The sequence below is a fragment of the Pseudoalteromonas sp. SG43-4 genome, assembly GCF_014164325.1.
GTDB classification, from domain to species: Bacteria; Pseudomonadota; Gammaproteobacteria; order Enterobacterales; family Alteromonadaceae; genus Pseudoalteromonas; species Pseudoalteromonas distincta.
In genome coordinates this window covers 354,981-376,964 of record NZ_JACJFB010000001.1, presented here as the reverse complement: position 1 = coordinate 376,964, position 21,984 = coordinate 354,981, and the positions used below count along the sequence as shown (strand labels likewise).

General features: G+C 40.0%; 10 protein-coding genes. 8 read left to right on the top strand and 2 right to left on the bottom strand.

The window, feature by feature from the left end; all coding sequences use genetic code 11:
• The first annotated feature begins 136 nt into the window (after positions 1-136).
• Positions 137-3,439: an Ig-like domain-containing protein gene (locus tag H5160_RS01640; RefSeq protein ID WP_182736505.1), complete on the top strand. Its 3,303-nt coding sequence runs from the start codon at positions 137-139 to the stop codon at positions 3,437-3,439.
• 249 nt (positions 3,440-3,688) lie between these two features.
• Complete coding sequence (gene topA / locus H5160_RS01635) at positions 3,689-6,397, top strand: type I DNA topoisomerase (protein ID WP_149602799.1); 2,709 nt, start codon at positions 3,689-3,691, stop codon at positions 6,395-6,397.
• A gap of 357 nt (positions 6,398-6,754) precedes the next feature.
• On the opposite strand, the gene H5160_RS01630 is transcribed toward topA, so the two are convergent.
• Complete coding sequence (locus H5160_RS01630; protein ID WP_002959734.1) at positions 6,755-6,997, bottom strand: hypothetical protein; 243 nt, start codon at positions 6,995-6,997, stop codon at positions 6,755-6,757.
• A 510-nt stretch (positions 6,998-7,507) separates the two neighbouring features.
• The gene (locus H5160_RS01625; RefSeq protein WP_182736504.1) at positions 7,508-9,130 is read right to left on the bottom strand and encodes an alpha-glucosidase family protein; all 1,623 of its coding nucleotides are present in this window, start codon (positions 9,128-9,130) and stop codon (positions 7,508-7,510) included.
• Positions 9,131-9,793: 663 nt separating this feature from the next.
• Here H5160_RS01625 and H5160_RS01620 point away from each other — a divergent pair.
• The 6 genes from H5160_RS01620 to H5160_RS01595 all read left to right on the top strand — a co-directional run bounded on the left by H5160_RS01620 (position 9,794) and on the right by H5160_RS01595 (position 21,911).
• Entirely contained in the window at positions 9,794-12,586 is a 2,793-nt protein-coding gene (locus H5160_RS01620) for a TonB-dependent receptor (RefSeq protein ID WP_182693524.1), read from the top strand.
• A 104-nt stretch (positions 12,587-12,690) separates the two neighbouring features.
• A complete protein-coding gene (locus H5160_RS01615; RefSeq protein WP_182736503.1) occupies positions 12,691-14,184 on the top strand; it encodes a tryptophan halogenase family protein in 1,494 nt (497 codons plus the stop codon).
• The gene (locus tag H5160_RS01610; protein ID WP_182736502.1) at positions 14,184-16,040 is read left to right on the top strand and encodes a glycoside hydrolase family 13 protein; all 1,857 of its coding nucleotides are present in this window, start codon (positions 14,184-14,186) and stop codon (positions 16,038-16,040) included. The genes H5160_RS01615 and H5160_RS01610 overlap by 1 nt, the downstream gene beginning before the upstream one ends.
• Positions 16,041-16,129: 89 nt before the next feature.
• On the top strand, positions 16,130-17,989 hold the full coding sequence (locus H5160_RS01605) for an alpha-amylase family glycosyl hydrolase (protein ID WP_182736500.1): 1,860 nt from the start codon (positions 16,130-16,132) through the stop codon (positions 17,987-17,989).
• Positions 17,982-19,487, top strand: coding sequence for an MFS transporter (locus H5160_RS01600; RefSeq protein WP_182736499.1), 1,506 nt, complete (start codon positions 17,982-17,984; stop codon positions 19,485-19,487). The genes H5160_RS01605 and H5160_RS01600 overlap by 8 nt, the downstream gene beginning before the upstream one ends.
• A 9-nt stretch (positions 19,488-19,496) precedes the next feature.
• A complete protein-coding gene (locus H5160_RS01595; protein WP_182736498.1) occupies positions 19,497-21,911 on the top strand; it encodes a glycoside hydrolase family 15 protein in 2,415 nt (804 codons plus the stop codon).
• The last annotated feature ends 73 nt before the right edge of the window (positions 21,912-21,984 follow it).

Sequence of the window (21,984 nt, the reverse complement as noted above, 5' to 3'; positions counted from 1 at the left end):
TACAGAAAAAATTGGTATTTATTTAAAATTATTTTGCGCAAAAAAGTAATAAAAAACTGAGATTTTAGACTAAGTTATAGGTTAATATTAAGTGAAAATTAATTTTGATTATAATAACAACGCTAGGGAGAGGTTCATGCCTTTAATGCGACTGCTCGGCATTTCATTGCTAAGTTTTTTAATCACAGCCTGTGGTGGCGGTGGGTCACTTGAAAAAGACGGCTCTATTAGTGATGGTGATTCCACGACGGAAACATCAACCTATACAATAAGTTTGAAAGGTTATTTGAAAGCGAGTGATACTGAGTCGAATAGTGTTACTGCTGATGCTCCTTTAGAATTAAGAGCTAGTTTAGTTAATGAAGATGGTGATGCAGTGTCTGGCGAGCGTATTACATTCACGTTAGCGGATTCTATTGGTGAGCTAGACCCAGTAGCAGGTACCGCTCTTACTCAATCAGATGGCGTAGCGACTATTGAACTAATAGCAGGTTCAAGTGCAGGTGCAGGTGAAGTTACAGCCACTTTTACGATTGATAGTGTCAGTTACACGGATACATTTGCTTTTGAATCTGATGGTACCGCGTCAACAGAACCTCAGTTAAGTATCACAGCTGTAAACAGTTCAGGTGAGAATACTCGTAATGTTGATTATTCAAACCCTCTTACTGTTCAAGTTGAGCTAGAGATTGATGGAGAGCCTGCTGCATTTAAGCTTGTTGAATTCGTACTCACTGGTTTAGGAACAATCAATCCAACTAACGGCACAGCACTAACAAATGCTCAAGGCATTGCAACAATAAGCCTTCTAGCTGGTACAGAAGTTGGTGCAGGTTCTATAGTTGCAACCTACACTGATAATGAAAACATTGTTTACAGCTCTGATGGTTATACATTTACTACCGAAGGTGATGCACCCGTTCAGGGTGAGTCGTTAGACTTTTCTATAGGATTGAGTCTTACATCTTCGACTTCATTGACCGAAATTAGTACCATTAGTGCAGCCGATAGTGGTGTGGTTAAAGCAACTGTTCTTGATGGTGATGGTATTAAAGTAGAGGGGGCCGTTGTTAATTTTTCTTCTACCCTAGGTAATCTTATCCCAAGCATTGGAACAGCATTAACAAACGAAAATGGTATAGCTTCACTTAATTTAACTTCAGGTACTGTCGAAGGTGCTGGTTTAATAACCGCACAGTATGAAGGTGTGGAGAAAACGTTGGGCTTTTACACCCGAGGCGATGCTGTAAACCCAGATCAAAGCACTGCGGATATCAATTTTAAAATTTTGCAAAACTGTCCGGTTGATTTTAAAACAACTAGAGATGCAAGTTTATGTGAAGAGGTAACAAGTATTTCAGGTGATTCTTCAGCTATTTTATTTATTGAAGTGACTAATGAAGACTCTACAACACCACTTACTCAAGCTTTAGTAACCGCTACTACTACTATTGGATCTATTACTCCTTCAACAGGCACTGCAATTACAGATGCAAATGGTATCGCACTACTCGATATTGTTCCTGGGCAAGATGTAGGGGCAGGTGAAATCACCGTGTCTGTACTTGATAGTAACTTGACTAAAGCGTTTCAGATTGCTGCGGTAGATATCGAAATTTCTATTTCGAGCTCTATTGCTGATGATGAGCTATTAGCGGCAGGGGCTACGGCTCTAATTTCTATTGAAATTTCTAAAGATGGTGAGTTATATACAACTCCATTAACGGTTGAATTCTCATCGGGCTGTGTAAGTTCGGGGCAGGCATCAATTGATGAAACAGTGACTAGTATTGGTGGATTTGCACGTTCTACATATCGCCCTTTAACTTGTGTGGGTGGTGATATTATTACAGCAACGGTTATTACTGGTGGAGATACCGTTTCTGCAAATACTACAATTAATGTATCACCTGCAAATATTGGTTTTTTACAGTTTATAGATGTTACAGAGCCTGTAATTGCATTAAAAGGTACTGGTGGTGCTGACCGTACTGAAATTTCAGAAGTGACTTTCAAACTTGTCGATTCAAACGGGAACGATTTAGCGTCAAGAACGGTTAACTTTGAACTTTCAACTGCTGTAGGTGGCATTACATTAGGCACTGCCAGCGCTATTACTAATGCCAGTGGCGAAGTGAAGACATCAGTACTATCGGGTTCGATTGCAACACCTGTACGTGTTATTGCATCAAGTGAAGAAGAGGTAGAAGGTAATACAGTTGTTGTAACAGCCCCTTCAGATATTCTTGTTGTTAGTACAGGTATAGCTGATCAAAATAGTTTTTCGCTATCGCGTTCTATTTTCAATCCCCATGCATTAAATGTTGATGGTAATACAGTAGCGGTTAACGCACGTTTAGCCGATCACTTTAATAATCCTGTTCCAGATGGTACGGCCGTTACTTTTATTACAGAAGGTGGAGTTATTGAGCCAAGTTGTACTACAACGAATGGAGCATGTAGCGTTACTTGGACAAGTAGCAACCCGCGTCCTTTTACTGATTCAATGTACGAAAATACAATTGCTCAAAAATGTGATGGTGGATTACCGTGCCCATTAGGTATTTTAAATAATGATCTTACAATAGATTTACCACTTGGTGGACGAGCAACCGTTCATGCATATGCTATTGGTGAAGAGACTTTTTCAGACTTAAATGGTAATGGTTACTTTGATAGCGAAGACTTCTTTGATGATTTATTTGATATCCCAGAAGCTTTTATTGATAACAATGAAGATGGTACTTTTGGCGGCAAAGATTGTAGTGATGGAACAGACCCATGTTCTCGTGACAATTCAACAGGTGATGAGTTTGAAGAGTTCGTAGATTTTGATGGTAATGGCTCTTGGACTACCCAAAACGGTTTATACAATGGTTTACTATGTCGTGAAGAAGACGAAACCGCAGGACTATGTAGCCGTCAATTGGTTAATGTATTTCAAAACCAAGAGATTGTTATGTCGGGTGATGCGGCATTCTTTAGATTAGTAACCTATGCTGATGATTGCTCCGCTATTGCAGGCGTAACAGCATCTGAGGTGCATATAAACAGTGATCCAGCGAGCCCATTAGTACGTCGCTCACAAGCTGATCCAACAAGCCAACAGATGTGTCAAGTCAGTGAAATAGATTTAACCCAGAGTCCAACAGGGACTAGTAGTGTCAGTCTGATTATGTATATTGCAGATATGTATAATAATCCTATGCCTGCAGGTACTGAGGTATCTATTAGTACTGATAACGGTGAAATTACTGGCGAAACTAGTTATGTATTTCCTAATACTACGAGCTTTGTTCCAGTAGGTGTTTCTTTTGGTATTAAACGGGAACCTTTGACAGGTGGTAACGATAGTCCATCGGGTAGCTTAAACATTTCAGTTGAAGCTCCTTCAGGTTTAGTTTCGCCATTTTCAGTTTCAGTAATCGACGATTTATAATCGTTTAAAATAAAAAATGCCAACCTTTAGGTTGGCATTTTTGTTTCTGTTCTATATATTCCACATCAATTAATCTAAAAACACCTGTTTGTTTAATTTAACGACAAAAATTGTTCGTTTATTCAGTAAATACTGAAAAGTTTGTATTAAAAGCTTGTAACAACTAGTGTTTGTAGATATACCTATAAATATTCGCGCCGCTTATGTCGGCAAAACACATTTTTAATATTTGGTTAGAAATAGGCAACTATGGGCAAATCGCTAGTAATTGTAGAGTCACCTGCTAAGGCTAAAACAATTAATAAATATTTAGGTAATGACTTCATCGTAAAGTCCAGTATTGGGCATGTACGTGATTTACCTACTTCAGGTTCGAGCAAAGCTAAAGTGCCGGCAACTAAAACGCCAGCAGAAGTTCGCAAAATGGAACCTGAAGAGAAAGCAGCGTATAAAAAGCAACGAGATTATACTAACCTGGTCGCGCGTATGGGTATTGATCCTGAGCAAGGTTGGGAGCCGCATTATGAAATCCTGCCAGGTAAAGAGAAGGTTGTTCAAGAATTACAAAAGCTGGCTGAAAATGCAGATCAAATATACCTCGCAACGGATTTGGATAGAGAAGGGGAAGCAATTGCTTGGCACCTTCAAGAAATCATTGGCGGTGAACCTGAAAAGTATAAGCGCGTAGTTTTTAACGAGATTACCAAAAACGCAATACAACAAGCCTTCGAAACACCAGGTGAGCTTAATACTGACATGGTTTACGCTCAGCAAACACGACGCTTTTTAGACCGTGTTGTAGGCTTTATGGTTTCTCCTTTGTTGTGGGCAAAAGTTGCACGTGGTCTATCTGCAGGACGAGTTCAGTCTGTTGCGGTACGCTTATTAGTTGAGCGTGAACGTGAAATTAAGGCATTTATCCCTGAAGAGTTTTGGGATATTCACGCTGATGTTAAGAATACTGAGTCTGAGTTACGCTTAGAAGTAACCAAACAAGCAGGAAAGGCATTTAAGCCTGTAAATGAAGCTCAGGCTAGTGCAGCTGTTAAAAGCCTTGAGAATGCAGAATACAAAGTAATTAGCGTTGAAGAAAAACCAAGTAAAAGTCGCCCAAGTGCGCCATTAATTACTTCAACCATGCAACAAGCGGCAAGTACACGCCTAGGTTATGGCGTTAAAAAGACTATGATGCTCGCTCAGCGTTTGTATGAAGGCGGTTATATTACTTATATGCGTACCGATTCAACCAATCTTTCAAAAGATGCGGTTGAAATGTGTCGTGAGTATGTAACGAACGAGTTTGGTGCTAAATATTTACCAAAAGATCCAATTAACTATAGCTCTAAAGGCAATGCACAAGAAGCGCATGAGGCAATTCGTCCTTCAAGCGTTACAGTGTTGTCTGGTCATATCGAAGGCGTAGATGCCGATGCTAAAAAGCTGTATGAGCTAATTTGGCGTCAGTTTGTAGCGTGTCAAATGGTACCTGCTGAATACGACTTAACAACACTGACTGTTGCTGCTAACGATTTCCAGCTCAAAGCAAAAGGCCGCGTGCTTCGCTTTGATGGTTGGACAAAAGTACAACCTGCGGTGCGTAAAAAGAACGAAGAAGATCAATCACTGCCAGCTGTTAAAGAAGGTGAAATACTTACTTTAATAGAACTTGATCCTAAGCAGCATTTTACTAAGCCGCCAGCTCGCTTTAGTGAAGCTAGTTTAGTAAAAGAGCTTGAAAAGCGTGGTATTGGTCGTCCATCTACTTATGCGTCGATTATATCAACAATTCAAGATCGTGGTTATGTACGTGTAGAAAATCGCCGTTTCTTTGCTGAAAAAATGGGTGAAATTGTTACTGACCGCTTAGTTGAAAACTTCACTGATTTAATGAACTTTGATTTTACAGCTAAAATGGAAGGTCGTTTAGATGACATTGCTGAAGGCGAGCGTGTATGGACTCAAGTTTTAGATAAGTTTTATGCTGATTTTTCAACGCAACTAACTGTCGCTAAAGACGAGCCAGAGAATGGTGGCATGCGCCTTAATGAGATGGTTGAAACCGATATAGAATGTCCTACATGTAGCCGCAAAATGGGCATACGTACGGCTTCAACCGGTGTTTTCTTAGGGTGTACTGGTTACAGCCTTCCGCCAAAAGAGCGTTGTACTACAACAATGAACTTAGTGTCGGGCGATGAAGCGGTTGCTGCTGATGTCGAAGACGTAGAAACCGAAAAATTAATGCAGATGAAGCGTTGTCCTATTTGTGAAACTGCAATGGACTCATACCTAATTGACGAAACCCGTAAACTACATGTGTGTGGTAATAACCCAGCATGTAAAGGGCATATAGTTGAAGAAGGTACCTTTAAAATTAAAGGCTACGACGGACCAATTATCGAATGTGATAAGTGCGGTTCTGACATGGAGCTTAAATCGGGTCGCTTTGGTAAGTACTTTGGTTGCAATAACGACGAGTGTAAGAACACACGTAAGTTACTTAAAAATGGTGAGGCTGCTCCACCAAAAGAAGATCCTGTTCACATTACTGAATTAGAGTGTGAGAAGTCAGATGCGTATTTTGTTTTACGTGATGGCGCTGCGGGTATATTTTTAGCCGCAAATACTTTTCCTAAGTCACGTGAAACACGTGCACCTAAGGTTGAAGAACTAAAACGCTTTAGAGACCGCATTTCGCCTAAGTTTTATTATTTAGCAGATGCACCAGCTAAAGATCCTGATGGTAATCTTGCTGTTGTACGCTATAGCCGTAAAAATAAATCTCAGTATGTTATGACTGAAGTTGACGGTAAAGCTACCGGCTGGACTGCTCATTATGAGGCAGGTAAATGGACAGAAGAAGCGAAGAAAAAAGCAGCGCCTAAAAAGAAAGCAGCTGCAAAAAAGGCACCAGCTAAAGCTAAGCCTAAAGCGAAAGCTAAAAAAGAAGATGAATAAGCTCGTTATTGCTTATTCATAGCTTTTGTAGATTTAAAAAGTCATAAAAAAACCGGAATGCACAGCTTGTGTCTATTCCGGTTTTTTTGTGCCTAGTTGAATGCTTTCGCAACGGCTTTATTAGCAGTACATTCACCTAAGCGTGTTACCAATTTGATTAAAAACATGGTCATTTTAGCGTATTAAATAACTCAGTTACTGCGTTAAACACTATTCATATATGACTGCGTAGATGCAGAAAGTAGGCATTGCAGGGAGCAGCTGCCGAGAACAAATATATGTCATGCTTTTTCGCTTAGCTATTGAGCTATATTCTTATAGCTTTAACAGATCACTAATTAAATGTAATTGGTATAATTAAATCTTAACAGAAGATACTTTTTTATAGCCTTCAGATTCAAGCTCATCATTTACGCATTTTAATACGTAGGCATTTAGCTCTTCATTGCTTACGTCATCATCTTTAGCCCAGTTAACACACATTTCTGTGTATTCTTTTATCATTTCGGCTGAAGCTGTTGGCGCATCGTCTGCAACCGCGTAAGTCGCAGATACTGCAAATAGTGGTGCTACGATTAATGCTAGCAATGCTTTTTTCATTCGTTTATTCCTAAAAAAATGGTGTGATGACTGATTTATCCAGTTTAAAGTTAGGTATAAATCAGTAGTGCCCAATTCAGAACAACTCTGTTGGTATGCTGATTTTTAATCGAAATTGAAATAAAAGATAACGAAATTTTTTTATCGTGAGGATGAGTAATTTACTTGTCAGTTTTTTAACTTTAGTAAGTACAGCATTATCAGCTGGAGTAATATATTTAGTAGCTAAGAAAACTTGATTCTGCGCTTTATATTAATAACCTTTAGATTGTTTTAGGAAAAGTGATTTTTTAGGTTCAAAAATGAAATGGATAAGCGCCATTGTATATTTCTGCTATGAGGATATTTTAAGTTTGTAATATCAGCCGTATTATTTGCTTTAACTGAATGTCTAAATGTTGAAACTAAAAGTCACTAGAATGCGTTAAATACAAAAAAGCCCAAGTGAATAGCTTGGGCTTTTTCGTGTGTAACGCGCTTACGTATACACTAAACGTAACTTTTGAGTCATTAACACTGAGCGTAAAAACATGCGTAAGGCTCAAGTATTGTGGTGCCTCGGTCTAACTTTGCGCTGTGGTGGCTAAGCTCGGTGTATTCTTTAACGATTGATGTTGGCATATCAATACTTGTTTGCTTAGCGCTGAGATTGAACATACAAAGTATTCTTTGCTTTCCAAGCGTTCTATAAAAAGCAAGCACAGGCTCTGGCGTTTCAATAAATTCAATATCACCCTCAAGTAAAACTGTTTGACCTTTTCGCCATGCCATAAACTCACGGTAGGCATTTAAAATTGAGTTATTATCATCTGTTTGTATATCTACTGATTGCTGCTTATGTGCATTATCAACGGGTAGCCAAGGTTTTACTTCACTAAAACCTGCATGAGATGAATCAGCTAGATCCCAAGGCATTGGTGTTCTACAGCCATCACGCCCTTTAAAATTAGGCCAAAATGTAATGCCGTATGGGTCTTGTAAATCTTCAAATGCCACACTTGCTTCACCCAGACCTAGCTCTTCACCTTGATACATACACACGCTGCCGCGAAGAGAAGCTAATAGGGCGGTTAGCATTTTACATTGTTGAGGGTTTACTTCGCCATTTTCGCTCCAGCGGCTCGCTACGCGCTCTACATCATGATTACTAAATGCCCAGCATGGCCAGCCTTCAGTCATACGTTGTTCTAGAGTTTGAACCGTAGTTCTAATATATTCACTTGAGTAATCATTTGTTAATAGCTCAAAGCTATAACCCATGTGCAGTTTGTCGCCACCTTGGGTGTACTGCGCCATTGTAGCTAATGAATCTTCTGATGAGATTTCGCCAAGCGATACAGTACCTGGGTATTTATTAAGTAATGTGCGAATATCTTGCATAAATTCAATATTTTCAGGCTGAGTATTATTGTAGTAATGGTACTGAAATGCATACGGATTATCTTCACTAAAACCACGACCCTGGCGCTTATCTTTTGGTTTAGCCGGATTATCACGTAATTGCGCGTCGTGATAGCAAAAATTAATTGCATCAAGCCTAAAACCATCAACGCCTTTTTTAAGCCAAAACTCAACATTATCAAGCACAGCTTTTCGAACATCTGGGTTATGAAAGTTAAGATCCGGTTGTTCGGTTAAAAAATTATGTAGGTAGTATTGCCCGCGACGAGGCTCCCACTGCCAAGCACCACCACCAAAAATAGATAGCCAGTTGTTTGGGGCTGTTCCATCATCTTTTGCGTCAGCCCAAACATACCAGTCGGCTTTACTGTTATTTTGATTTTCACGGCTATCAGTAAACCATTGGTGTTGATCTGATGTATGGCTTAACACCTGATCAATAATTATTTTAATATTACGAGTGTGGGCTTCGCTTATTAGCTCATCAAAATCATTTAGGTCACCAAAAAGCGGGTCAATGTCACGATAGTCGCTAATATCATAGCCAAAGTCTTTCATTGGCGATTTGAAAAAAGGTGAAATCCAAATAGCATCAACGCCTAAGCTTTTAATGTAATCAATACGATTAATAATCCCTCTTAAATCACCAATGCCATCGTTGTTGCTATCTTGAAAGCTACGCGGATAAACTTGATAAATAACCGCACCTTTATACCACTGCTTTTGGGTCATGCTTTTCTCCGTCATTCCACACAGTATTTAGACTATTTTTATTTGTGATTACGATTAATCACGTTATTTGCAAAAAGCATACGTGAAGCCTTGTACACTGTAAAAAGTCTGCATACGTATGCACTAAAATTAACGCAATTAAATTATTAAAAATAAGTACTTATAGCTAGTTTAAAGGTGTTTTATTTATGTGTTGGATTTTTACCAATTATGGTGCTCACTTACTTTCTGACTTTTATTAAACATAACGGTTTGTCATACAAGAGAAAATATATTTTATGTTTTGAATTTAATGGTCTGACCAATTAAACATTTGAATTGTGTCTAATATTTCTCATTCTAAATAGCGATACTAATTAGTTTCACTTTGTTTACATTGCGTCCTGTTAACTTTTAGTTTTTGATACAGTAGATTTTACATGTAATGTTGATTGCGTCATTTTCAATAATTTTATTTATAACAAAATCAATTGTTTAATGTTTGTTTGGCAAGGTTTTTATTAATCTGAAGTCGTGCTATAACTGTTGAATACGTATGCATAAAGTTGTTAATAAAATAAAGCTGGCGTTAATATTCATCCTGACAACAAAATTAGCTCGCCTGTTTGACTATCACTCAAATAAAGAAGCGAGTATCACAATATGGGTAACGGGAAAAACATCATGTCTATGTTCAAACCAAGTATATTAACGTTGGCAATGGCTACTGCAGGATTAGCAAGCTTTGCCTCTGTAGCAGCACAAGAAGATACAGCTAAAAATGATGACGTTGAGGTTATCGAAGTAAAAGGCTTTCGTGGCAGTGTTGTAGAATCAATCAACACAAAGCGTTTTTCTACTCAAGTCGTTGAGTCAATTTCAGCAGAAGATATAGGTAAGCTACCTGATTCATCTATTGCTGAGTCTATTGCACGCTTACCAGGTTTAACAGCGCAACGCCTAGATGGTCGCGCAAGTAGAGTATCAATTCGTGGTTTTGGTGAAAACGAAAGTGGCACCACATTTAATGGCCGCGAGCAAGTATCTATTAGTGATAACCGCGGCGTAGAATTTGACCTTTACCCATCAGAAATTATGAGCGGTGTAACTGTTTATAAAACACCAAGTGCAAATTTAGATGCAGAGGGTATTGCGGGTATAATTAACATGCAAACAGTTCGCCCACTAAGTAAAGGTGAACGTGTTGTTCAAGTAAATGGACAGTATGAGCAAACAAGCTTTGATAAATTAAACCCTGACGGCAACGACGACGGTTACCGTGGCACTTTCTCATACATCGACCAGTTTGCTGATGACACTATCGGTATTGCATTTGCACTAAACACCATGAGCTCGCCAAACCAAGAAAAACGTTGGAATTCATGGGGGTACCCTGAATTCACTGCTGAAGATGGTAACTCGTATTCAATTTTAGGCGGTGCTAAACCATATGTTCGTTCATCAACGCTTGAACGTGATTCAGCAATGCTTGTTCTAGAGGCAGCGCCTACAGATAAACTAAATATGACGTTTGATGCGTTGTATGTAGACTTTACAGACGAGCAAATTTTGCGCGGCATTGAAGTTCCTTTTGCTTGGGGTCAAGGTAGTATTGATGCAAGCAGTGCTATAGTAGATGCAGAAAGTGGATTTATAACAAGTGCTGTAACACAAGGCCAACGTGTTGTTGTGCGTAACGATTACCAAGAGCGTGATGCTGAACTAACTGCATTTGGATTTAACACTAAATACGATATTGATGATTCATGGTCAGTAGAATTTGACGCAAGCTACTCGCAAGTTGACCGTAAAATTTGGAGTATAGAAAGCTACTCAGGTACAGGGCGTGGTGATTCTCGCGGTGTAGCAGATAACTTAGGTTATGCTTTTAATGGTGGCAATACTGGCGCTACTTTTTCACATGACTTAGATTACAGCGATTATGATCTAATTCAATTAGGTGGGCCGCTTTCGTGGGGTGCAAGCTCTGCACTAAATGATGCATATGGATTAACTGGCACAGAGTATGAAAACCAAGCTCAAGACGGTTTTATTAATGCTCCAACTATTGAAGATGAATTAGTTACATTAAAACTTGCAGCGTCTAAAGTACTAGAAAACGAATACATTAGCTCAATTGAATTTGGCTTAGGTTATAAAGAGCGTGAAAAGTCTAAATCTTCGCAAGGTTACTTCTTGACTTTAACTGATTTTTCTCTTGAAAACCCAGGAATGCTTAGTGTACCTGAGCAATACCGTTTAGGCAGTGTTGGCCTTGACTTTATTGGGCTAGGCGACATGATAGCCTACGATGTAAATGGTTTAGTTAATGATGGTTACTATGAAACCCTTGACGAAAGTTTAACTAGCTCAACTCATGCAACTAAGTCGTGGACAGTAAAAGAAGAAATCACCTCAGCATTTGCACAAGCTAATATTAATGCAGAAGTAAGTGGTCTTCCATTAACTGGTAATGTTGGGGTGCGCTATGTTCATACAGATCAATCCTCTCAAGGTAATGCTTTTGGTGTAGATGGGAATACTGGTCTAGTCATTACTTCACCTACAGATATTGGTCACGATTATTCTCACGTTTTACCAAGCTTAAATTTATCACTTGCGATTGATGAGCAGCAAACAATACGTTTTGGCGCAGCTAAAACAATCTCACGTGCGCGTATAGATGAAATGAACGCCTCTGTTAATGCATCATATAATGATACACCGGATGAAAACGGTAACTTTTGGTCTGTATCGGGTGGTAACCCTAATTTAGAACCTAAAGAAGCAACAGGCTACGATTTATCTTATGAAAACTACTTTAGTGATGAAGGTTACTTCTCTGCTGCATTTTTCTATAAAGACTTAACCCAGTGGATTTTTGACGGTACTTACGCGATTGATATGTCGGGTGTTGCGGACCCATCAACAGGTGAAGTCCCAGCTACGTCAGAAGGTACTGGCAGTGGCAAAGTAAATGGCGGCGGCGGTGACCTATACGGTTACGAGATATCTCTAGCGTTACCATTTAAAATTTTCCACCCGTCTCTTGAAGGCTTTGGCTTAATTGCTAGTCATACAGGTATTGAATCTGATATTGAAGATGGAAATGGCAATGAGTACGAACTACCAGGTCTATCAGATAAAATTCAAAGCTTAACGGTTTACTACGAGATGAATGGCATGCAATTACGAACCAGCATGCGTAAGCGTAGTGACTTCAAAGGTGATGTTTACGGATTAGGCTTTAATACAGAGCAAGTGAATATTATCGGCGAAACAATTTGGGATATTCAGGCAGGTTATGACTTCTCTGAAGCAGGGGTTGAGAGCCTTGAAGGTTTATCAATTCAGTTCCAAGTTCAAAACTTAACAGAAGAGCCGTTCACATCGCTTTCTGGCGATAACGCGCTACAAGTTCGCGACTACCAAGATTACGGTCGCACTTACTTGTTAGGCTTTAGCTACCAGCTATAATAAAGGTTGTGTGTAGGAGCCCTTGTAATTTGTTTTACAAGGGCTTTTTTATAGCTACTTTATCAAACTTAACAAAGCTTTAAACTGTAAACGTGGACAATAATATGAAACCAATAAAACACGTCGTAATCGCAGGCGGGGGCACAGCAGGGTGGATAACAGCCGCCTTGCTTAATAAAGTGTTAGGTAAAGTAATCAAAATAACCCTTATTGAGTCAAGTACTATTGGCACTATAGGCGTGGGTGAAGCAACAATTCCGCCTATTATTCAGCTTAATCACGCACTGGGTATAAACGAGCAAGATTTTATAAACGCTACAAATGCATCTATAAAATTAGGAATTGAGTTCGAAAATTGGAAAACCCCCTCTCATAGCTACATGCATGCTTTTGGCTCATTTGGAAAAGACTTCCCCTTTTGCGATTTTTACAATTTTTGGGTAAAAGGGCACATAAGCGGTACAGAAGAAAGCTTATGGGATTTTTCATTAAATTACCAAGCAGCTAAACAGCATAAATTTGCACCATTAAATACTATACCTAACACGCAATTACCTGGCGTAAGTTATGCATACCACTTTGACGCAACGCTATATGCTGAGTTTTTAAAAAAGCTCGCAACATCACGCGGTGTTGAGCATATTGATGCCAAAATAGAGCAGGTTGAACAATGCCCTCTATCAGGGAATATAAAATCATTAACCCTTGATAACACACAGCAGATAAATGGCGACCTTTTTATAGACGCTACAGGGCAGCGCGCCTTATTCATAGAGCAAACCCTTAACACAGGTTTTGTAGATTGGTCTCATTATTTACCATGCGACAGCGCCGTTGCAGTGCAATCTCAAGGTACTGATTCGCTAAAACCTTATACGCGTTCAATTGCACACAGCGCAGGCTGGCAGTGGCAAATACCGCTGCAAAGCCGAATAGGTAATGGCTTGGTGTACTGTAGCCGTTACTTATCTGACGATGCAGCAACGCAGTTATTATTAAGTAATTTACCTGCTGAGCCCATTACAGCGCCACGTGTTATAAAATTTAAAACAGGACGGCGCTTAAAGCAGTGGCATAAAAATGTGGTGTCGGTTGGTCTTGCTAGTGGCTTTTTAGAGCCGTTAGAGTCAACCAGTATTCATTTAATACAAAGTGCAGTAACCCGTTTAATAAAGCTGTTTCCACATCATGGCATAAGCGAAACTTTAGTTACTGAATTTAATAAGCAAAGCGTGATAGAAATAGAGCACATACGCGATTTTATTATTTTGCATTACAAACTGACGGAGCGACAAGATTCTGCTTTTTGGCGACAATGCAAGCAAATGGACATTCCTCACTCATTGGCCCACAAGCTCAAATTATTTAAGGAAACTGGCAAAGTAGTGCGCGAAAACGATGAACTATTTGCCGAAGTTGCTTGGCAACAGGTATTTATTGGCCAAGGCCTCATCCCCGATGATTACAACAGTATTGTTGACTCATTAAGCAGTGAACAACTAAACGACTTATTTTCTACATTAAAAACGCTTATTACCTCAACAGTAGATCAATTACCCACTCATAAAGATTTTTTAGCAAAAATTAAAAAGGCCTAATGATGCGATTTTTAAACACACTTTTACTTGTAAGTGCCTGTACTTTACCAACCATTAGCTACGCACTTAACGTAGAGCCTGCTAATTGGTGGGTTGGCATGAACAAAAATACCATAACCATCATGGTGCATGAGCAAAATATTGCAAACGAGCAAATTAAATTAGCTAAATACAATGGTGTTAAGTTAAATAAAGTAACCCGTACAGATAACCCAAATTATGTATTTTTAAATATTACTATTACTGATACCGCTAAAGCAGGAACGCTTGTGTTTAACAGCAGCGAAGCGAGTCAAAATTTTGAGTTTTCATTACTTGAACGGGATAAAAACAGCGCAAAGCGCCAAGGGTTTACATCAGCTGATACGCTTTATTTAATTAACCCAGATCGCTTTGCTAATGGTGATAAACAAAACGATAGCGTTCCTAGCATGTTAGAAGCCGCTGATCCTAGTACTAAGGGCGGGCGCCACGGTGGTGATATTCAAGGTGTTATAAACGCATTACCGTATTTAAACAATTTAGGCGTTACACAGCTTTGGCTTACCCCAGTGCTTGAAAACAACATGCCAGATTATTCTTATCATGGTTATGCAATTACAGATTTTTATAATGTTGACCCACGTATGGGCTCAAACCAGTTATATAAAACGCTCTCGGTAAAAGCAAAAGAGCAGGGCATAGGCCTGGTAATGGATATGGTTCTTAACCATTTTGGCTCTGAGCATACTTGGGTTAAAGATAAGCCAACTAAAGATTGGATTAACTTTAATGGCGAGTTTAAAAAAGGTAAAAACGCCACAAGCCATGCGCGCCAAACTATACAAGACCCACACGCGAGTGAATACGACAAGCGCCAGTTTAACGATGGTTGGTTTGTAGAAACCATGCCCGATTTAAATCAGCGCCAGCCACTGTTAAGTGAATACTTAATTCAAAATGCTATTTGGTGGATAGAATACGCCGATTTAAGCGGAATTCGAGTTGATACCTACTCATATTCAGATAAAGCATTTTTGAGTGATTGGACAAAAGCCATAATGCAAGAGTACCCAAATTTTAATATTGTTGGAGAAGAGTGGACGTCTAACCCTGCTATTGCCTCTTACTGGCAACGTGGCAAACATAACCAAGATGGCTATACATCAAGCTTACCAAGCGTGATGGACTTTTCGTTGCAAGAGTCGGTAATCCAAGCGCTAAATGAAGAAGAAAGCTGGAACACGGGCTGGGTTAAAGTATATGAATCGTTAGCTAATGACTTTTTATACCCTGATACCAATAACATTATGGTATTTGCTGATAACCACGATATGAGCCGTGTATACACCGAGCTTGGCCAAGACGTTGCTAAAACAAAAATGGCGATGACGTTACTTTTAACCACACGTGGTATAGCGCAAATGTATTACGGCACCGAAGTACTATTAGATAACACCCCAAGTAAAGATCATGGCGATATTAGAATCGACTTCCCGGGTGGATTTAAAGGCCAAACTCGGAACGCCTTTACGGGCGAGGGGCTAACAAAACAGCAAAAAGACATGCATAACACCATCAGTACCTTGCTTAATTTTAGAAAAAGCAGCCCAGCACTTGATAAAGGAAAACTTGTGCACTTTACGCCTCAACAAGGCGTGTATAGTTACGCGCGTGTTAGCGACGAGCAAACTGTGTTGGTATTTATGAATAAAAACACAAAAGAGCTAACTAAGAATATTGAGTATATGCATGAAGTAATACCAAAAAATACCAAAGCACTTAACTTATTCACCCACAAAACACAGGTGTTGGGTAATACAGTTGCTTTACCGGCAATGAGTGCAACGGTATTAATTATAAATACCTCTCAATAGTTTACCTGAATACGTATGCAGCAACTGTATGGTTGCTGCAGTAATCTTTAGTATAAAGTTAATAACAATACTGACAAAAAAGACACACAATGAAAAAATCAGTTTATGTACCCGCAGTACTTTGTAGTGCACTTATTGCTACAGGGTGTTCAGAAAATAACAAACCTGAACAACAGCAACCACCTGCACACACGCAAAATGAGCTTACCAAGCCGGTTGTATATCAAGTATTTACTCGCTTGTTTGGTAATACGGAAACAGCCAATGTTTCATGGGGCACTAAAGAGCAAAATGGTGTAGGTAAATTTGCCGACTTTAACGATGCAGCCCTAAAAGGCATTAAAGAGTTAGGCACCACACATGTTTGGTATACCGGTGTGTTACACCATGCGTTAGTGGGCGATTATACCGACTACGGCATTTCGCAAGATGACCCCGATGTAGTAAAGGGCCGTGCAGGTTCACCGTACGCAATTAAGGATTACTACGATGTTAACCCCGACTTTGCCGTTAATGTGACGAACCGCATGGGAGAGTTTAGCCAGCTTATTGAACGTACACATAGCCACGGCATGAAAGTCATTATTGATATAGTGCCTAACCATGTTGCCCGCAATTATCAATCACTTGGAAAGCCTAAAGGCGTTAAAGACTTTGGCGAACAAGACGACACGACTAAAGCGTACGATAAAAACAATAACTTTTACTACGTACCAGGGCAGTCTTTTCAGGTGCCAACATCGCCAGAGTACAAAGTATTAGGGGGTAATACTCACCCTTTAGCTGACGGTTTTTTTGATGAAACACCCGCTAAATGGACAGGTAACGGTGCCCGTGCACCAAAACCCGATATAAACGATTGGTACGAAACAGTAAAAGTAAATTATGGCGTAAAGCCAGATGGTAGCTACGATTTTGTTCAATTGCCAAGTGAATACAAAAATAAAGACTACCGTGCTCATTATGCATTTTGGCAAGATAAAGAACTTCCTAACAGCTGGTACAAATTTAGAGACATAGCACTTTTTTGGCTCGATAAAGGCGTTGATGGCTTTAGATACGACATGGCCGAAATGGTGCCAGTAGAGTTTTGGAGTTTTTTAAATTCGTCGATAAAAATGCAAAAAAGCGATGCCTTTTTATTGGCTGAAGTATATAACCCGCTAATGTACCGTGCGTATATTCACCAAGGTAAAATGGACTACCTTTACGATAAAGTGGGCTTTTACGACACGCTAAAAGCCATTATGCAGGGTAAGCAAGCTGCTAATGCTATTTTTGCTGCCCAAAGCCAAGTTACTGATATTGAAGCGCACATGCTGCACTTTTTAGAAAATCATGACGAACAACGCATCGCGAGCCCTGATTTTGCAGGTAACGCTGCGTGGGGTAAACCGGCTATGGTGGTTTCTAACTTAATGAGCCGCGCACCCACGTTATTATATTTTGGTCAAGATGTGGGAGAAGATGGCTCAGAAAACGCAGGATTTGGCACAGCTACACGCACCAGTATTTTTGATTACATTGGTGTACCGGCGCATCAAGCGTGGATGAATAACGGCAAGTTTGACGGTGCTAATTTAACAAAAGAACAAGTAGCACTCCGTGATTACTATAAAGCCATTATGTCACTTAATAGTTTACCTGCTGTGGTTGGGGGTGAAATGACAGAGCTTAATGTAACAGGAAGCGAGCGAGTTGTTGGCTTTATGCGCAAACTTGGCCAACAAACGCTGTACGTATTAAGTAACTTTAGTGAACAACCTCAGACAATTACGGTTAATTTATCAAAGGCACAATTAGGAGCAATGAGTGAAAATACGCTATTAAATGATTTACTTGAAAATCACACCACCCAGCTTAAAGCTCACCCGCAAGGCGCTACATTTAACCTCACACTTGATGCATTTAGCAGCGCAGTTTTAACTAATAAGGCTAATCATGAATAATCAAAATAATAATTATGACAGCAACAAACCAAACCTGAGTTTTTGGCAAATATGGAATATGTGCTTTGGTTTTTTAGGTATTCAATTTGGCTTTGCACTACAAAACGGCAATGTGAGCCGAATATTTCAAACATTAGGCGCACAAGTTGATGATATTCCCATTTTATGGGTTGCAGCACCGCTTACTGGTTTAATCGTACAGCCTATTATTGGTTACTGGAGCGATAAAACATGGGGGCGCTTTGGTCGCCGCCGTCCGTTCTTTTTTATAGGTGCAGTGTTAACAACGCTTTCACTATTTATTATGCCGCATTCACCAACGCTTTGGATTGCCGCTGGTATGTTATGGATAATGGATGCGTCAATCAACGTAACCATGGAACCGTTTAGAGCACTTGTTGGTGATAATTTACCAGAAAAACAACGCGCTACAGGTTACGGGTTACAAAGCTTTTTTATTGGTATTGGTGCGGTACTAGCCTCAGCATTACCATGGATGATGACCAACTGGTTTGATGTAAGTAATACTGCAGCGCCTGGGCAAATTCCAGAGTCTGTTAAATACTCATTTTATTGGGGTGGGGTGGTGCTACTTGTTGCTGTGCTTTGGACCGTTGCACGTACTAAAGAGTATAGCCCAGAGCAATTAGCGGCTTTTGAAAAGCAAAGCGCTCAACCAACTACCAGCAAACTGGTTGATATTAACTTTAATAAAGGCGCCATTATTTTTGTAGTGCTGGGTTTAGCAACCCTTGCATTAGTAATGGGCTTATCGCTTGAAAAAGAATTATACCTATTAGCTGGTGGTTTATTAGCGTTTGGTATTGTGCAGTGGATTGCAGCAGCGCTTAAAAGTGCTAACAAAACTCAAGGTGGTTTTTACCAAGTAGTACAAGATGTATTTACAATGCCAGAAGCCATGAAGCAGCTTGCATGGGTGCAGTTTTTTAGCTGGTTTACTTTATTTGCCATGTGGATTTATACCACCGCAGCAGTAACAAGCTTTCATTATGGTAGTAGCGATGCAACCTCTAAAGCATTTAACGATGGTGCTGACTGGGTGGGTATTTTATTTGCCGCCTACAATGGATTTGCCGCAATTGCCGCTATGTGTATTCCATTTTTAGTAAAAAAAATGGGATTAAAAGGCGCGCATTGCTTTAATTTATTGCTGGGCGCGTTAGGTCTTGCAAGCTTTATGCTTATTCAAGACCCTAAGATGTTACTTATACCTATGATTGGGGTGGGGTTTGCGTGGGCGTCTATTTTATCGCTGCCTTACGCCATGCTAAGTAACGCACTGCCAAGTAATAAAATGGGCGTTTACATGGGTATTTTTAATTTTTTTATAGTTATACCTCAGTTACTTGCCGCCAGCATTTTAGGGCTCATTTTACGCCACGTATTTTCTAATCAGCCTATTTACGCATTGTTAATTGGTGCAGCCTCGTTCGTTGTCGCTGCCGTTGCGGTAATGCGCGTTAAAAATTCAAATTAAGGACACACAATGAAAAAATATTACCTTATAACCGCCTCACTTTTAACGTTAGGTTTAACGGCTTGCGGCGCTCAAAACACAAGCACAACTAACGAAAGTACCACAGCACAGGTTACATCAGCACCAGGCGCCCCAGGCACAGAGCCTTTTTGGGCTTATGCGGGTAAAACAGGTATTGGCACGTCATACGAGCAATACCAAAACGGCCAATACAGTGATTCAGCTGCAACGGGCGATGTATCTAAGGTGTGGTTTTCAATTGCTAAAGGTATGATCACCGAAACCATGTTTGGGCTTATTCACCAAGCTCAAATAAAAGACATGCAATTTATAGTAACAGGTAAAGACTTTACCGTTAGTGAAGCTGATGATTTAGATGTCACCATTGATTACTTACATAAAGATGCACAAGGTCGCCCGTTATCGCTGGCTTATAAAGTAACAAGCACTGATAAACAAGGCCGCTTTAGCCTAGAAAAACACATATTTACTGACCCAGGTGGGCAAACCCTGTTTGTACGCAGCGTATTTAATACTGAGCTTGAAGGGTTAAAAGCATATGTGTCTGTTAATCCGTATATTAATAATAACGGGCTAGGTGACTTCGCTAAAACGACTGAGCAAGGCCTTGTCGCATGGGAAGACGATAACTATTTATCACTTCAATCAGCGACCTCATTTAAAGATAAAACAGTGGGCTTTACCGGTGAAAGCGATGGTATTAACGCACTTAAAACTACGCAATCTATAAATACACAATACATAAATACCGGCGATACAGCAGGTAATGTAAGCATGCTTGCAGAGCTTGGCGACATAAGCGCGAATACCACCTTTGATTTAGCACTTAGTTTTGGTAAAACGCAGCAGCAAAGTATAAAGCAAGGCGAAAAAAGCTTAGCAAAAGGGTACCAAGCGGTGCTTGATCACTATAACGGTAAAGGTGAAGCGCTAGGCTGGGAAGATTACCTACAAAGTCTCAAACCGCTCAATAAAATGATTGAACAAACAGCCGATAACGGTAAGCTTTTATACACAAGCGCCATGGTTTTAAAAGCACAAGAAGATAAAACACACGCAGGGGCATTAATTGCTTCTCTATCTAACCCATGGGGCGAAACTGTTTCAGCCAAAGAGGGCTCTACTGGCTATAAAGCGGTATGGGTGCGCGATTTTTACCAAGTAGCCATGGCATTTATGGCGCTCGGCGATACCGCCACCGCAAAAACAGCATTCGAATACCTTGAAAAAGTACAAGTAAACAGAAAAACACCAGGTAATAAAGGCGATACAGGCTGGTTTTTGCAAAAAACGCACGTCGATGGTGAGCTTGAATGGGTCGGCGTACAGCTTGACCAAACAGCTATGCCTATCATGCTTGCCTGGAAGTTACATAAAGCCAATGTACTTAGTGATGAAGAACTAAAAAGCTGGTACGGCAAAATGTTAAAACCAGCGGCTGATTTTTTAGTTGATGGCGGCCTTGCTAAAATTTTGTGGAACGACACGCAAATTACACCACCGGCAACCCAACAAGAGCGTTGGGAAGAGCAAAGCGGTTATTCGCCTTCGACTACTGCAGCAATAGTAGCTGGCCTTATTACAGCCAGTGATATTGCAACACTAAGTGGCGATGATACAAACGCAAAGCGCTACTTAGATACAGCTAAAAAATACAGCAGCGATATTGAATCGCAAATGTTTACCACTAAAGGTAACTTAAAAGGCGAGAATAGCGATGGCGAATACTTTATTCGTATAGGCCAAGATACCGATGCAAACTCAAACACTAAAATTAACGCTAATAATGGCCGCGAAGGGTTTAATAAAAAGCAAATTTTAGATGGCGGTTTTTTAGAGCTAGTACGGTATGGCGTACGCGGTGCAAATGATGAAAGCATCGTTAAAACACTACCTGAGTACGATGACGAAACACTAGAAGATAACCTACAAGTTAAATACAGCTTTAGCTTTGACGACGGCAGCGGCACATTTGCAGGCTACCGCCGCTATGGTAATGATGGCTACGGCGAAGATGAAGTAACTGGCACAAACTATGCCGAGGGTGGCAGTAATACACCAGGCCAACGTGGTCGTGTATGGCCGTTTTTCACAGGTGAACGTGGCCACTATGAAATAGCAGCAGCTAACGCAAACAACGCCTTTGATGATGCTAAACAAGCGCAAATTAAAAATAGTTATGTTAAAGGTTTGGAGCAATTTGCCAATAAAGGGCTAATGCTACCAGAGCAAGTATGGGATGGTGTAGGTGTAAATAAAGCTGGTCATGCGTTAGGCGAGGGCACAAACTCAGCAACGCCACTTGCATGGACACATGCAGAATACATTAAGCTTGTACGCTCACTCAGTGATAAACAAGTATGGGATTATTATCCAGTGGTTGGCGAGTCACTTAAAGACTAATATAAAGCAAGCTGCAGTTATTAAAAAGGCTTCTAAATAAATTTAGAAGCCTTTTTTACTATTCAGTTATTCT